At 48.3% G+C, this 15,070-nt stretch carries 17 protein-coding genes; 3 read left to right on the top strand and 14 right to left on the bottom strand.

From position 1 onward, the window contains the following. Positions 1-3: 3 nt before the first annotated feature. The 3 genes from ABC395_RS27050 to ABC395_RS27040 all read right to left on the bottom strand — a co-directional run bounded on the left by ABC395_RS27050 (position 4) and on the right by ABC395_RS27040 (position 1,545). A complete protein-coding gene (locus ABC395_RS27050) occupies positions 4-354 on the bottom strand; it encodes a hypothetical protein (protein ID WP_413006947.1) in 351 nt (116 codons plus the stop codon). 136 nt (positions 355-490) lie between these two features. Then, positions 491-652 carry a hypothetical protein gene (locus ABC395_RS27045; RefSeq protein ID WP_413006946.1) on the bottom strand — a complete coding sequence of 54 codons (162 nt, stop codon included), beginning with the start codon at positions 650-652 and terminating at the stop codon, positions 491-493. A gap of 77 nt (positions 653-729) precedes the next feature. Further along, on the bottom strand, positions 730-1,545 hold the full coding sequence (locus tag ABC395_RS27040) for an ArdC-like ssDNA-binding domain-containing protein (RefSeq protein WP_413006945.1): 816 nt from the start codon (positions 1,543-1,545) through the stop codon (positions 730-732). Between the two features lie 965 nt (positions 1,546-2,510). On the opposite strand from ABC395_RS27040, the gene ABC395_RS27035 reads away from it, so the two are divergent. Both ABC395_RS27035 and ABC395_RS27030 read left to right on the top strand, forming a co-directional pair. Further along, a complete protein-coding gene (locus tag ABC395_RS27035; protein WP_413006944.1) occupies positions 2,511-3,137 on the top strand; it encodes a sigma-70 family RNA polymerase sigma factor in 627 nt (208 codons plus the stop codon). 102 nt (positions 3,138-3,239) lie between these two features. After that, entirely contained in the window at positions 3,240-3,803 is a 564-nt protein-coding gene (locus ABC395_RS27030; protein ID WP_413006943.1) for a hypothetical protein, read from the top strand. A gap of 33 nt (positions 3,804-3,836) precedes the next feature. On the opposite strand, the gene ABC395_RS27025 is transcribed toward ABC395_RS27030, so the two are convergent. Beyond that, complete coding sequence (locus ABC395_RS27025) at positions 3,837-4,313, bottom strand: ImmA/IrrE family metallo-endopeptidase (protein ID WP_413006942.1); 477 nt, start codon at positions 4,311-4,313, stop codon at positions 3,837-3,839. Between the two features lie 219 nt (positions 4,314-4,532). Here ABC395_RS27025 and ABC395_RS27020 point away from each other — a divergent pair, with 219 nt between their 5' ends. Next, complete coding sequence (locus ABC395_RS27020; RefSeq protein ID WP_413006941.1) at positions 4,533-5,240, top strand: hypothetical protein; 708 nt, start codon at positions 4,533-4,535, stop codon at positions 5,238-5,240. 51 nt (positions 5,241-5,291) lie between these two features. Here ABC395_RS27020 and ABC395_RS27015 read toward each other — a convergent pair whose 3' ends face one another. The 10 genes from ABC395_RS27015 to ABC395_RS26970 all read right to left on the bottom strand — a co-directional run bounded on the left by ABC395_RS27015 (position 5,292) and on the right by ABC395_RS26970 (position 15,070). Further along, a complete protein-coding gene (locus ABC395_RS27015; protein WP_413006940.1) occupies positions 5,292-5,756 on the bottom strand; it encodes a hypothetical protein in 465 nt (154 codons plus the stop codon). 13 nt (positions 5,757-5,769) lie between these two features. Next, positions 5,770-6,210 (bottom strand): AbrB/MazE/SpoVT family DNA-binding domain-containing protein, encoded by a 441-nt coding sequence (locus ABC395_RS27010; RefSeq protein WP_413006939.1) that lies wholly within the window; start codon positions 6,208-6,210, stop codon positions 5,770-5,772. A gap of 2,843 nt (positions 6,211-9,053) precedes the next feature. Beyond that, positions 9,054-9,344, bottom strand: a complete 291-nt coding sequence (locus ABC395_RS27005; protein ID WP_413006938.1) for a hypothetical protein — start codon at positions 9,342-9,344, stop codon at positions 9,054-9,056. 387 nt (positions 9,345-9,731) lie between these two features. Continuing rightward, entirely contained in the window at positions 9,732-9,953 is a 222-nt protein-coding gene (locus tag ABC395_RS27000) for a hypothetical protein (protein ID WP_413006937.1), read from the bottom strand. Between the two features lie 72 nt (positions 9,954-10,025). Next, positions 10,026-10,529, bottom strand: a complete 504-nt coding sequence (locus ABC395_RS26995) for a hypothetical protein (RefSeq protein ID WP_413006936.1) — start codon at positions 10,527-10,529, stop codon at positions 10,026-10,028. Further along, positions 10,513-10,773 carry a hypothetical protein gene (locus ABC395_RS26990; RefSeq protein ID WP_413006935.1) on the bottom strand — a complete coding sequence of 87 codons (261 nt, stop codon included), beginning with the start codon at positions 10,771-10,773 and terminating at the stop codon, positions 10,513-10,515. Before ABC395_RS26990 ends, ABC395_RS26995 begins: the two co-directional genes overlap by 17 nt. Positions 10,774-11,263: 490 nt before the next feature. Then, complete coding sequence (locus ABC395_RS26985; RefSeq protein ID WP_413006934.1) at positions 11,264-11,491, bottom strand: hypothetical protein; 228 nt, start codon at positions 11,489-11,491, stop codon at positions 11,264-11,266. A 40-nt stretch (positions 11,492-11,531) separates the two neighbouring features. After that, positions 11,532-11,729: a hypothetical protein gene (locus ABC395_RS26980; protein WP_413006933.1), complete on the bottom strand. Its 198-nt coding sequence runs from the start codon at positions 11,727-11,729 to the stop codon at positions 11,532-11,534. A gap of 53 nt (positions 11,730-11,782) precedes the next feature. Continuing rightward, on the bottom strand, positions 11,783-14,539 hold the full coding sequence (locus ABC395_RS26975; protein WP_413006932.1) for a DNA topoisomerase: 2,757 nt from the start codon (positions 14,537-14,539) through the stop codon (positions 11,783-11,785). 24 nt (positions 14,540-14,563) lie between these two features. Further along, positions 14,564-15,070, bottom strand: coding sequence for a hypothetical protein (locus tag ABC395_RS26970; protein WP_413006931.1), 507 nt, complete (start codon positions 15,068-15,070; stop codon positions 14,564-14,566).

The raw sequence follows: 15,070 nt of genomic DNA, 5'->3' as shown, positions 1-15,070 counted from the left end.
TCCTTAAAATTGGGATGAATCATGATCGGTTTGAGCCATGACATCCTCACGGAAGTCACGCATGCTCTTACCGGCGTAATACAAAACCTGCGAGCAGGTTTTCCGCTCATATTTTTCATAGCTCATCAGCGCGACGATAAACGGTTGATCGTTTGTGTTGTCTGGGAGGTTCATACGGGCGATAACCGATTGGCACATGCTCTCATAGTTTCTCTCGGCTTCCGCAGCTGCCACCGCTTTTTGAAATTCCTCCGGCGGCCATTTAACAACGTCTTGACGGGTATCGGCTGTCCAGAATATGATTTCCTCATCGCGCCACTCTTCGCAGTGGGAGTAACCGCGGTATTGAAGCAAGTGAGATACGCCTTCCGAGTCCCAGACGCGGTAAATTTCATCTGCTCGGAGAGTTTTGTAATTCGTATATTCGTAAATATAAATACCTCCGTATCAAGTTTGAACCAATATAATATGGCTCAACATAAATTTTTATTTAGATCCTTATTCCAAGAAGTTTTTCGTCGATCTCAACATTTGTATCCAAATCATACCATTCCGTTGATTTATCGCATTTTGGGCAGTAATCGTTTGCTTTATCCAAGAAAATTACAATACCGCATGTAAGACATTTGCTTTTGTCAGCGAGAATTTTCACAGTTTCGCCTCCCTATTAAACATGTTTGTCTATACATCAAGGCAAACTTCACCAAGATGCTAGTTCAGCGGCGGCCGTTAGGCCGCCGATTCTTTCTCATTCAGTACTACTTCCAAATCATCAATGAGTTTGACGGCTGCTTTCTGAATAGCCTCTCCGGCTTTGCCGATATGTTCAGCTCCCAGGGAGCCATTCCAGCCTGCTACATAGGAAAAGCTGTATTCGCTCGTATCAAAACCGAAGTAATTCAGTACCACGAATGCCGTACCCTCGGCCTCCACTTCCCTTAACTCCCGGGGTTTATCCGTTTCCGTGTGGAGCATGGCGTGCGCTATTTCATGTATAATCGTCTTACACTTCTGCAACGCGGCCATTCCCTTTTTAATTGAAATAGTTTGCGTTGTGTAATTATAGGAACCTTTCATATTGCCCTTTAAAGTGACTTCCTGTATCGGTGCTGGACTGATCGACTTGGCTATTTCGTAAAATCTGCGTAGGGTCGGCGTATCTTTCGTCAATTCGTATGACAGGGACGGCAATTCCTTGCCGCCTGTCTGGCTGATGTCAAATACAGAGGCTTGATGGAACCCAGTAAGCACCTTTTTTTCTTCTTTCGTTTTCTCGTCTATCTCCCGGCGGTGATTCGGGCCTAGAATCTTAATTGACGTTTCCCCCAGCTTCACATGCCTTCCAAGCTTTTTCCAATCTTCAAATCCGGCTACCTGAGTAGCATGCGGACACTGCATATAAATTAAAAGGGTGTTCCGGAACGAGTACCGATGAAATCGTGCCTGTACCGTTAAAAATTCCTTCCACCGATCCGAAGAGTAAAATTCCTCAACACCCGTTTTAAGCTTCTTGTACAATTCATTGACTTTTTTGTTCAGTTTCATGGTGGGGACACACTCCTAAGATGAGATTTATCAATATATAAGGGCCAATGGCCCGGTTATTAACGGCTAAGAAGCGAACCCTGAACCGTCAGGTTTTTTAAGGCTTGAAGACGAACAATACGGGATTGAGCAATGACCAATTGAGATTTAGACATACAATCAGCTCCTTAAATAATGTTGAGTTCTCCCCTTTTATCCGGATTCGTCTGGGCGGTCTAGCCCGAGCGGCGATGAGCGGAATCTTTTAGGGTTTGAGAACAAAGTTCTTCACTTGCGAAACGTGCTGACTTGCGTATGTAGTTTTCAAAGAGCTTTCATCCGTTTTTCGCTGGCGTCAAAGGCCGATTAATCATGCCGGTTCTTGGAGGGCAAAGGTCTGCCCGGAGGGATAAAAAAAGATTTTGGCGGTCTTGGCCAAAACCTTTTTTTACCTTTGCCCGGAAAGGTTCGGTATGATTGCCTACAATGACGACAGCGAAAAACCGATCGGATGAAAGCGAAAGAAAACTACAGAAGCAAGGCAGCTTCGCACAAAAGAAGGACGTGTGATCAGACCCTTGCTTTTGAACTTTCTTTTGAACTTGTCCTTGAACTTTCTTTTGAACTTGAGGGCCCTTCATGGCCTTGTGAGGATTTTTTCTTTCGAGAGGGGTTTACTTCGGAACGCAAGGAGGAAAAGCAGTCCAATGGAATCTACCGACTCTTAGGAGCACAGCGACTTAGAGCCGGTGAGTCGCTTGGATTGCCCGACTGACGAGCTGGGGGATCCGAAAACATCTTTAAGGGTTTTTATGGATATGCCGTATAATAGTTCCTACAAAGGCAGCAAAAAAAGCCGAGCAAAATTTTTTCGGACAAGTGTTAGTTTTTACCTATCCCGACTGCTATAGGGGTAAGAACAAAAATTGGAGGCTAAGTACAATGAAAAATTTAGCGAACCAAAGCTAAGAAGGTGGAGTCTAAAGATGAGCGAAATGCAAGCGAATCAGCAGAAGAAAAAGTACGCGGACCGATTTACCGATTTACTCGCTTATATGAAGGGCGAGACCAAAGAATTAAGAAAGGAGCGAATTGTTGAGTATGTAGAAATCCTCAAAAGAATGATTCGAAAGCGATGCCCAAAGGCCGCGCCGGAGGATGTACAGTCTATCGTAAACGAGGCATTTGCTGAGGTGCTTGTACAGGTAAGAAGAAACAAAATTCAAGATATTCTAAGTTTTGCTCATTTTGCTGTCAGTCGTGCAGTACAGAAATACCACCAGGAAGCTGAAAAGCGTCATTCGATTGAAATTCCGACTGATTATGATGTCCATCAGCTGGCCGTCACAAAGAGTGCGGAACATTCGGTTTTGAAGCTTGAGCTAGATAAGGAAATCAAGGCAGCAGTCTTAAGCCTGAAAACCGAATACCGCGAAATTATCATACGTTATTACATCGAGAATGAATCGCTGGTGGATATCGCAGCAGCGCTTGGAATACCAGAGAATCAGATGAGTCAGAAACGAAAACGAGCCATTCAGCTCATCCGGGACAAGCTCAACATACAGGTCCCCGAAGTGAACGCGAAAAGCAAGAAGCGAAAATCCATTTAAGAAATAGAACTTGTACTTTCAGACAACTAAATAATTTGATACCTCGCGGGACTCCAGCTGGAGTCCCCCAATAAAACATTGAGTGAGGTTGCGGGGGATAGTATGGATAAATTAAATGATAAATTAAATGATAAATTAAATGATAAATTAAATGATTTAATAAGTTTAGATAGGTATATCAAACATAACAAAGATGACATTTTTGCGGATCTAATTGCTGAAAGAAATCAGATAAACTACTTAAAGTCCTTAATAGATATGCCACTAGATCAGTTGGAAGAAAAGGTGTACGGGGAAAAGAATTACGATCTGCCTGAGGATCGGATACCATTGTGTGATCTACTACAATCAAAGCTTGGTTCAGAAATTGAGGAAGATGCAGAATTAAAAGAAGTTGTATTATGTGAAACCTACATTTGGGAACTAAGTGCAAAGAAAGTTGCTTCACTCTTTAATCGGATCGGCTTGGACGTAAAGGTTGCTGAAGAAAAAATAAAAAGCCAGTTTATCTTCTCGGCACGATCGAACACCGTAATGGCGCGTTCTCATGCCTCCACATCGATTCAAGAAATGGAGGATTCACTAACTGTTTTTCAAATTAAAAAAGAAGAAAATAAAAGAGATCAGTTTTTAAAAGCACTAAAAGAAGAGTTAAATAAAGCCTAGTTGTTGACTATAAACAACATTTTCAAAATCGTTTTATATAATCCGATGTTTTGTAAGCTGGATCGATAACATTTCGTTGCTGACATTAAATACTGCTGCCATAGTTGCAATGTTGCTTAATTCCATCTTTTTTAGTACCTGACTTGGAACTAATAGTTCCGCTGCAAACTCATCTGCTTCCTGTTCGACAGGACTATTTGCCTTATTTCTATTGGATTGAACGTCGTTAAAAGCACCATGGGCATGGCCCAATAGATAGTGCCCCAATTCATGGCCAAGCGTAAAACGCTGCCGCGTAATCGAATGATTGGCATTCACAGCGATAACCTTATCGGTGATATCTGCTAACGCGGAAACTGAATTATCCAAATCAGTCAAATACATGACGGTAAAACCGTAATGCTTCAAAACATCTTCAATCGGGACAGGAATGGTTAAGGATAGTGTTTTGTGACATTTTCGTGCAACTTCCCTTGCAAAACCTATCCTGGCCTTAAACTCAAATTCCATAGGATGTATTCCTTTCATTCTATTAAGGGGGTGGTTGTTTTCTTAACATGCTTTTGTTCATTGTAGTCCGTCGGTATTCAAAAAAAAGACGTAGCATCTGCAAATGCCACGCCTTTTGCCCTTGTAACAAGGGCCGTTGAGGTAATCGAACTGATGCTATTATAGCATGTACCTCCGGCCGAAAGCACATCAAATTATAATATCTGGAGGTCTTTTAAAATGACAACTATCCCTACTCTTACTGTTTCTAACCCGATTGACATTCGCTGGAGCCATGTAAGCTGCACAGTGCTGTCCAGCTCGAAATACGGCCTGGAATACGACCGCGTGAAAGTACTCCATGAAATTGGTCTGAGCTCCCCACTGCCCCAGGACGAAAGCTTCTACGCGCCGCCGGCAAACCGGGCAATCGATGTCCGCACTGTTTTCCCAGATGGGAACATCGTCAGCTTTGTTGGCCAGCGATTCTCGGACCTGCAGGATGAGCTCTCAAAGTACGGACAAGCTGTGGCAGAAGGCAATGTAGCCGAAATGAACCGGATTCATGATTTGATGAAATCGACTACCATGCTCTCCCCGGTGCTTTTTAAAGCCGGCACACAAGTCCTTACGTTCGAATACGAGCTTGCACTTCACCCAACGGAGGGGACGACGTCTGATTTTGAGTTGACTCTTCTGGCCCCGATGCCGTCCTTCCGTCCAAGCGGGCAAAGCCAAATTACCGTACTGGTTGAGCTGCCGAGCTCGAATAACCTGGCGTTTAATGCGCAGGTTCTGGAGGCAGTGGGGTATCAATTCGACCCTACGACCGGTGCGGTAACCGGCGAAGTCCCTAAAATGGTAGACGGAGACTACGGTCTTCGGAGAGTGATTGTCTGGAACTGGCAAGTAGACCCGTTCTTCCGGATTCAGTACCGGTATCAATAATTCAAGAACAAAAAAATCAGCCGCGGAATTTGCGGCTGGTTTTTTTTGTTCCTATTTTTTCTCGATTTCAATTTTCACATGAAATCTCCCCTCTTCCCCTTCAAGCAGGGCAAGAATCGATTTGAATTTTCTCTGCAGAAGGTCTGGATCACCGCTAAATTCAAAGTTGTAATATGTATTGCTGTTTGAGTCTTCGATTGTTTTTCGGCTTGGGGAAGTATCGGGATGTACATGCGCGTCGATGTCGATGACATACGGGCTATATTCTTTCATGACCGGTTCAGACTCTTTAATTTTTTCGTGTTTAGGCTTATTTTCAGTTAGTCCAAGCCTTTGTAAATGGTAATAGTAATTTCCGGTATGCATATTTCCCCAAAATATTCGGATGTCTTTATCGCTGTAGTTTTTTCGCCAATGTCTTAGTAACGCCGCCTTGGTTTCCTTATCTTTATATTTCTTAAACTCATCTATAGACATCAAATTATCTTTATGAGCTTCGAAAAATCGTTGATCCATAGGCTCCTCCTTATTATTCCTCCTGAATTTTGAACAAATCACCGATGCATGTTTCGCACACATATTTTTCTTTGAACTCGTTGATATCTTCTTCACTGCCGCAAAAATGGCAGAATTGCTTATAGGGTTGGATAACAATGTATTCACCTTCAAGATAAACCTCTGCTGGAGTGCCGCTGGACAAACCTAATGATCTGCGCAGCTCCCGCGGCACGGTTACCCGCCCTAATCCATCGGTTGGCCTGACTATGCCGGTGGAAACGATCCTTCTCACTTTTCCCATGACTGATGTAGGGCTCTTAAGCGTTTCAATCAGCTGTAAAATTTGTTCTCGATCTCTCAATCTATCCATATTGTTCAGTGATTTTTCGAGAATAGCTACTATCATAAGCTTCATCGTATGTGCATCCGTTGGGTATAGCGGGCCACTGTTTGAATTGTCTTGGTGCTTCATTGCATAGCCTCCCTCTCAATAACCCGATTATATTCGATCTGAGAAGTCTTGGAAATATTTTTATAAGACTAACATTGGAATAACTACCTGGAGCACGACCGCGGCGATCGCCGCGGCCGCACTGTTTACTCCTCCTGGACGGATCCGGATGACGGTGGCTCTGCCGGACGTGCCTATCCTGCAGCTGATCGCATCGACTGCACCGGCCGGCAAAGAGGCCGGTCCGGCCTGGCATGCCCCGGGACCTCCCGGGCTGCACTCCCCCTGTAGCTGCTCGGGCCGGTTGGCTTCAGCCGGCCGGCCAGCATGAGCTCTGCCCGCGGGGGCACCGCCGCCGTTCTGCTCCTCTACAGGCAGACCGGATGGTGACAGCCTGCCGGATTAGCCTATCCCTGCAGCTGAGGCATAGACTGCATCCCCCAGTGATGGACAGCGATCGCCGCGGTCACAGTTTGCTCCTCCCGGACGGATCCGGATGACGGCGGTTCTGCCGGACTTGCCTATCCCTGCAGCTTCTCGGGCCGGTTGGCCTCGGACGACCAGCATGAGCTCCGCCCGCGGGGGCACCCTCGTCGTTCTACTCCTCCCCAGGCGAATCGGGATGCCCGGGATCTCCCAAGCCGCACCTATCTCTACAGCTGCTCGGACCGGTTGGCCTTAGTCGGCCAGCATGGGCTCTGCCCGCTGGAGTACCGCCGTCGTTCCGTTCCTCCCCGGACGGATCCGGATGCCCGGGATCTCCCGGACTGCATTCTCTCTGCAGCTACTCGGGCCGGTTGGCCTTGGTCGGCCAGCATGGGCTCCGCCCGCCGGAGTACCACCGTCGTTCCGTTCCTCCCCGGGCGGATCCGGATGCCCCGGATCTCCCGAGCCGCATTCTCTCTGCAGCTATTTGAGACGGTTGGCCTCAGCCGGCCAGCATGGGCCCCGCCCGCGGGGAAACCCTCGTCGTTCTGCTCCTCTGCAGGCAGACCGAATGCCCAGAACCTCCCGGGCTGCACTTCCCCTGCAGTTGCTCGGGCCGATTGGCCTTGGCCGGCCAGGTTGAGCTCTGCCCGCGGGGGCACCGCCGCCGTTCTGCTCCTCTGCAGGCAGACCGGATGCCCGGGATCTCTCAGGCCGCACCTCTCTCTGCAGCTGCCCGAGCCGATTGGCCTTGGCGGGCCAGCATGGGCTCCGCCCGCGGGGCACCGCCGTCGTTCTGCTCTTCCCGGGCGGATCCGGATGCCCGGGGTCTCCCAGGCCGCACCTCTCTCTGCAGCTGCCCGGGCCGGTTGGCCTTAGTCGGCCAGCATGGGCTCCGCCCGCCGGAGCACCGCCGTCGTTCTGTTCCTCCCCGGACGGATCCGGATGCCCGGGATCTCCCGGGCCGCATTCTCTCTGCAGCTACTCGGGCCGGTCGGCCTTGGTCGGCCAGCATGGGCTCCGCCCGCGGGGAAACCCTCATCGTTTCGTTCCTCCCCGGGCGAATCCGGATGCCCGGGATCTCCCGGGCCGCATTCTCTCTGCAGCTATTTGAGACGGTTGGCCTTGGTCGGCCAGCATGGGCTCCGCCCGCGGGGAAACCCTCATCGTTTCGTTCCTCCCCGGGCGAATCCGGATGCCCGGGATCTCCCGGGCCGCATTCTCTCTGCAGCTATTTGAGACGGTTGGCCTCAGCCGGCCAGCATGGGCCCCGCCCGCGGGGAAACCCTCGTCGTTCTGCTCCTCTGCAGGCAGACCGAATGCCCAGAACCTCCCGGGCTGCACTTCCCCTGCAGTTGCTCGGGCCGATTGGCCTTGGCCGGCCAGGTTGAGCTCTGCCCGCGGGGGCACCGCCGCCGTTCTGCTCCTCTGCAGGCAGACCGGATGCCCGGGATCTCTCAGGCCGCACCTCTCTCTGCAGCTGCCCGAGCCGATTGGCCTTGGCGGGCCAGCATGGGCTCCGCCCGCGGGGCACCGCCGTCGTTCTGCTCTTCCCGGGCGGATCCGGATGCCCGGGGTCTCCCAGGCCGCACCTCTCTCTGCAGCTGCCCGGGCCGGTTGGCCTTAGTCGGCCAGCATGGGCTCCGCCCGCCGGAGCACCGCCGTCGTTCTGTTCCTCCCCGGACGGATCCGGATGCCCGGGATCTCCCGGGCCGCATTCTCTCTGCAGCTACTCGGGCCGGTCGGCCTTGGTCGGCCAGCATGGGCTCCGCCCGCGGGGAAACCCTCATCGTTTCGTTCCTCCCCGGGCGAATCCGGATGCCCGGGATCTCCCGGGCCGCATTCTCTCTGCAGCTATTTGAGACGGTTGGCCTTGGTCGGCCAGCATGGGCTCCGCCCGCGGGGAAACCCTCATCGTTTCGTTCCTCCCCGGGCGAATCCGGATGCCCGGGATCTCCCGGGCCGCATTCTCTCTGCAGCTATTTGAGACGGTTGGCCTCAGCCGGCCAGCATGGGCCCCGCCCGCGGGGAAACCCTCGTCGTTCTACTCCTCTGCAGGCAGACCGAATGCCCAGAACCTCCCGGGCTGCACTTCCCCTGCAATTGCTCGGGCCGATTGGCCTTGGCAGGCCAGGATGGGCTCTGCCCGCGGGGGCACCGCCGCCGTTCTGCTCCTCTGCAGGCAGACCGGATGCCCGGGATCTCCCAAGCCGCACCTCTCTCTGCAGACTGCCTGAGACGATTGGCCTTGGCGGGCCAGCATGGGCTCTGCCCGCGGGGGCACCGCCGCCGTTCTTCTCCTCTGCAGGCAGACCGGATGCCCGGGATCTCCCAGGCCGTACCTATCTCTGCAGCTGCCCGAGCCGATTGGCCTTGGCGGGCCAGCATGGGCTCCGCCCGCGGGCACCTATCTCTGCAGCTTCCCGGGCCGGTTGGCCTTAGTCGGCCAGCATGGGCTCCGCCCGCCGGAGCACCGCCGTCGTTCTGTTCCTCACCGGACGGATCCGGATGCCCGGGATCTCCCGGGCCGCATTCTCTCTGCAGCTACTTGGGCCGATTGGCCTTGGTCGGCCAGCATGGGCTCCGCCCGCGGGGAAACCCTCGTCGTTCTGCTCCTCTGCAGGCAGACCGAATGCCCAGAACCTCCCGGGCTGCACTTCCCCTGCAGTTGCTCGGGCCGATTGGCCTTGGCCGGCCAGAATGAGCTCCGCCCGCGGGGGCACACTCATCGTTCTGCTCCTCCCGGGCGGATCCGGATGCCCGGGATCTCCCAGGCTGCACTTCCCCTGCAGCAGCCCGTTCCCAGTGACCTCGGCCGGTCGGTATGGTCTCTGCCCGCGGGGCACCGCCGCCGTTCTGCTCCTCTGCAGGCAGACCGGATGGTGACAGCGGATCTGCCGGATTAGCCTCTCCCTGCAGCTGATCGCATCAACTCGACTTCACCGGCCATCGGTGGTCAGCGATCGCCGCCACAGTTTGCTCCTCCCGGACGGATCCGGATGACGGCGGGTCTCCCCGATTAGCTTTGTGTGATAAATTTCTAAAAAAAAGGAACAGCTTGTTAGGCTGCTCTTTTTTGTCGAACTTTTCAGTTGTAATTTGCATAATGTAAGGCGTTATATCCTCTTCTTCCGATTGGAAAGATCATAAAATAATTCTGTTTCCCCGTTAGTATTCAGGTCTTGTAGATGATTCAATAATTGGCTGATAGTCCAGTGCCCTAGACCTATTTCTTCAAATTGCATCAGTTCTTTCATTTGCAATGAATTTCTAAGAAAATGTTCCGTTGTATTTCCAACGCGGTCAACATACTGGAGCTTACTGTTTAAATCGCTCATGAAACCACCCTATTTTAATTACTTCGTTGTAGTAACAACTTCCGGTCTTGCTTCGCGCTTATCGAGCGCGTATTATAACTCACTGTTAACAATAATAACGATTCCGCCACCTTCTGCGTCGTATAACGTCTTAACTCGTCGTGATCGGAGATACTCATGAACACGTGCGTCTTTGTCGAATAGTAATTTGGGTGGGTTTTCCTCCTGAGCTTCTTCATAGATGATAATATTCGTTTGCGCAGGTTCAAGGTAATTCTCCAGTAAGTGACCCAGAGAGCCTGTATTGTACTGTTTCTTCATAGGGCTCTTTATTTCGTCATTCAACGGCTTCAAACTTTCGACGACTAGCTTATTGATCTTATGGGTAATGCTTTTAAGTTGGCTATCCGTCAGCACATGAAACATTAGCGTTGTCTTTGACTCTCGTAACCTTTCTAGAAATTCTGCCTTTTCACCTAGCGTAAGCCCTTGTTTATTAGCCTGCTCTTCAAGCGGGGGAGCGAATGGGCCATATCCAAATTCTACAATTGTTTTTGACTCTGACATGCCGTAGACTGTCTTATTCATCGCAATCATTGTTCCAGCGTTCCGGCTCGGTATATTGAACACTTATTACGCCTTCTCGATAGCTGACTAGTTCCACCTCAACGACTACATAATCCTCGCCAAGCTGGTCCTTTATAAAGTTCTCCGCAATTTCTCTTGTCGGAAGGAAGTGGTTGAAGGACGGAAATTTCATATCGTCTTCTTCAATCGCAAGATTATAAAAAAATTCTTGGTTATATTGGTCTGCTAAAGCGTACAAAATCGGGTTTGTCATTGTAGATACCTCCCATGTATTTCTGTGTTACTGAATTACTTCGTTGTAGTAACAACCTCATACTCGCCTTCGCATTCTTCGTCTGTCATTTCTGCCAATACCGATTCGGGGTAATTAAAACCCTTCAAAAGTTCACGATAATCCATTTTTAATATCTCCTTCCGTTGTTCTCGTTCGATCTCGTTCCAGCACCGGATATGATACCTATCATGAGTGGATCTATAATGGTTCCGGTTTCTGTGAATTGGTTTCTTGCAGTGAGCGCATATCCAATTGCTCATGAGTAGATACCTCTCCCATGTATTTCAGTGTTATGATGTTGCAACGCTAGGACGGCTCTCTATCAGATCATGTATGCGAGCCATTTCCTCGGGCGTCCTGCACGGATATTTACAAGCTGTTTTACATTTTGATAATTTGCAGTCACATTCGGCGCATACACCGTAAACATTAACGCATTGGAGCATTGACCCGCAGTCTTTGCACTCCTTCATACCTTCACCCCGGAACATCCAGATACTTGCCCTTTATCGATTGCCATGCGATCTATTCGGTTTACAAAGCCTGCCATCGTTACCGTTTTCCCTTGGTTGATGCACTCCTGCACATAAAACTTAAAACCTTCACCGATCTCCGCTAACCAATCAGCCCCGTAGCCGCCGCCATACGCAGACTGCTCATACGCTTCTAATCTTTCAAGTAGCTTTTCAGCTTTCACGGTGTATTCCCTCTCATGTATTCTGTGTTATCAAAAACCGTCAATAGTCCGTGAAATCATCTGCCGGAAACCAAGCTGTTTCAGCTCCATTTTCAAACTGAACGCGGATATCTTGCTCTCCAGTTATGTCACATATTTTAGTGTCGATTACTGTGCCGATATCTCCCGGATTGTGACCTCCGTCCACAAAACTATCGGACAACAATTCAACGCGATCATCAGTTTCAAATTCCTGCAAGTCTCTCACTCCTATTTTCAAATAATTGCAGCGCTTCGTCCTTTCCAAATAAGTTATCTCACGAAAGAATATCGATTCTGCGCTGGGTCATACCCAAGAGCTGTGTCAAAACTCCCGGTTTTTCCTCCTTTGAAACCTTCAAGTTTATCCGATTTTCCGTTCTTTAAGATTTTCTTCATTTGCGAAGAAGTTATTTTAACGCCTAAAAATTCTTTTCCCAGACGAAATTTACAACCTGTAGTTTTCCATGTGCTGCAGCTGTAATTCGTTGCTGTTTCCACCACAGGATTCTTACAAAGTGGACAAGCACCTACGGTGTTATCTGCCGCAGAAGGGAATCTACTTTGAATCTGACCATTTTTAAGAAAAACGACCAGGTCATAATTTTTCTTACTTGGATCAGTAGGAGGTATGTTCTGTAATAGTACTTCTTTTCCGACGAGAAGTGTTTTTATTGCTTTTTTGGGCAAATCAATATTTCTATACTGCTTCCAGATAGAAAACTTGCACCCCTCTCTGTAACCGCTGCAGCTGTAGCTTTTATCTTTTTCCGTTACGGGCTTACCACAGGAAGGACAATCCCCTACAGAATTGTCCTCCAGGGAAGGAAACCGATTTTGTAAGTTGCCTTCTACTAAAAAGAGAACAAGATCATATGGTTTTTTCCCCTCGACACTTGGAGGGACGTCCTTTAGCAGAATCTCTTTTCCTTGGAGGAGATCCCTAACCTGCTTTTCCCGCAGTTTAACATTCCGAAATTCTTTCCAAATCGTAAATTTACACCCGTCTTTGTAGCCACTGCACCCGTATCCTTTGGACCCCTCAATAACAGGTTTACCGCATAATGGACAACTCCCTATCTCCTCAATATTGGAGAATAGCGAAAGCTTTTTGTTTCCTTGCATCATGGCTGTAATCCGCTGATCCATTATATTTTCCAAGCTAAGAATCTGGTTTGCAAATGCTTTGAATTCCTCAAGAAGTGATTCTGCAGATCGAACCCCATCCGCGATATCATTGAGTTTCCTTTCGAACTCACCGGTTAATTCGATGGAAGCTAGTGGATGTTCATAAATAAGCTCCATAAAATGTTTTCCTTTATCTGTGAGGTAGACAAGGTTTTTTGAATCGATTTCAATATACTTTTGGTGTGCTAAAGTATTGATGGTTTCTGTTCGAGTTGCAGGCGTACCAATACCAGCTTTTAGATATTCCATGATTTCCTCACCTGCAGCCTCTTCGTCAACGAGACGGCCAGCAAACTCCATAGCTCTTTGAAGATCGGAATCATAAAAACGCTTCGGTTTACTGGTTTTGCCGGAAAGAGCTTCTATTTTGTTTACTGATGCAGATTGCCCTTCCTGGAGCTGAGGTATCTTTTGGAGAATAGCTTGCTGGTTTTCTTCGAGATCGTCTTTTTGATTGTCTGCTTCCTGTTCGACCTTCATGATTTTGCGCCATCCAGGGACAAGGACTGCAACAGACTTGGAGTAAAAATTTTCATCTACCACGGATGTTACGACTTCGGTTTCTTTATCAATTCCTTCGGGATGAAAGGCAGCCAAAGTATGCCTCAGAATGAGCTCATACAGTTTCTCTTCGTCTGAGGTAAGTTTGTACATTTCATGATCCTTAAAGTGATCCGGATCTTGATCGGTGGGAACAATAGCATGGTGTTCCATTACCTTTGAATTGTCTACAAAGCGTTTTTTTCCTTTGATCGATTCGATAGATCGCGGAAAATAGTGCTGATATTTACTTGTCGCTTTCAGTTTGTTCAACCATTCAACTAATTGATCTGCAGCGTTTTCGCTCATATGTCGACTGCTTGTGCGTGGATAGGAGCAAAAGTGTTTATCATATACCGCTTGTAACACCTTAGTCGTCTTTTTAAGACTGAATCCAAGCTGTTTACGCGCCTCGGCCTTCAACGCCCCCTCACTTAATAGTTGAGGCGCTTGTCGTTTTACTTCCTTCTCAACATACCGGATAACAGAGCCCGTATTGCCTTGAACCTTTCTTCGAATCCCATCGGCTTTTTCTTGCGTGTCAAACCGATAAATTGGATTGCCTTCCTCATCTACACGGAACCACTGCCCAGTATACTTTCCCGAAGAGGTTTGAAACTCGCTGATAAGGTAGTAAAAAGGCTGCGGTTTAAAGTTTTGGATGGCCATTTCACGGTCATAAACAATTCTCAAGGTCGGTGTCTGCACGCGGCCGGCGGACAAGATGGTTCTTTCTTTCGTGATGGCTTGAACCTTTAATGTGAAAAAACGTGTTGCCGTTATACCCATCCAATAATCTGCTGTGGATCTTACTTGTGCAGCAGCTGCCAGGTTATCGTAAAAACTGGCAGGCTTCATATTGGCATAAGCTTTCTGAATGGTATCCGGAGTAAGGTCCGCAACCCAGAGTCTTAGAGCCCGGCCCGTTTCAGTTACTGGATACCCGCACTCCTGGAGCACGAGACGGGCAATATGTTCCCCTTCCCTCCCTGCATCTGTTGCGATCACGACGCATTTTGCTTTATTTACAAGCTCACGAATTGCCTTCATTTGATCCTTTTTTGCTGGATCTACCTCAGTAAGTACTGGGTCAGGAACAAAGGGAAGGCTTTCAAGCGTCCATTCCGCGTACTGTGGATAGGTTTTGGGTTCTTTAAGTTGAATTACATGACCAATTGCCCATGTAACTACATCGCCATTATGTAAAACATGATAGTGCCGGCCTTTACTTTTTAGCCCGAGAGCCTGAGCTATATTCAAGCCCATGTCCGGTTTTTCGGTTAGAATGACTCTGTTGTACATGTATTTCCCTCCAAGTAGGCAAACTCAGTCTTTTCTCTCATTAATAATTTTTAGAAGAATTTTACCTATCTTTCGCATGACTGGATCGGGCAACATACTAAGAGTTATAAAAAACAGGACCCATCTTGCAAAAGTGTCAAAAGGTAATATAACAAGAAAATTAGCCAGCACTGCCAATGGTAGAAAGGTCGTTTGAATAAGCGAAGCAAATAGGGCTACAATATACTGCTTTTTACTTGGTGGCTTCTGATTTATGTATGCCATCAAGAAAAGCATACATATAAAAAAGAAGGCCATGATCCAAGAGGCATTAAGAATGATTTCTAAGGGTTCCATTTCTGTTTGAAAGAATAAAATCATTTCATGCCCATACCAGCACCAACCTAGAAACATCATAGTACACAACACTGCTATCAATACTGTGAGCCAGATTGAACGCACTTTGTATTTTTTTAAAAATGTATTAAATTTCTCATAGTTATCCTGAACAAAGCGAATGAGGTCTCTTGGTTTTTTTCGAATTTGATTCAT

The sequence above is a fragment of the Paenibacillus canaveralius genome (genome assembly GCF_047238265.1).
GTDB lineage: Bacteria > Bacillota > Bacilli > Paenibacillales > NBRC-103111 > Paenibacillus_F.
The sequence above is the reverse complement of the archived record's forward strand: the minus strand, read 5'-3'. Positions and strand labels throughout refer to the sequence as shown.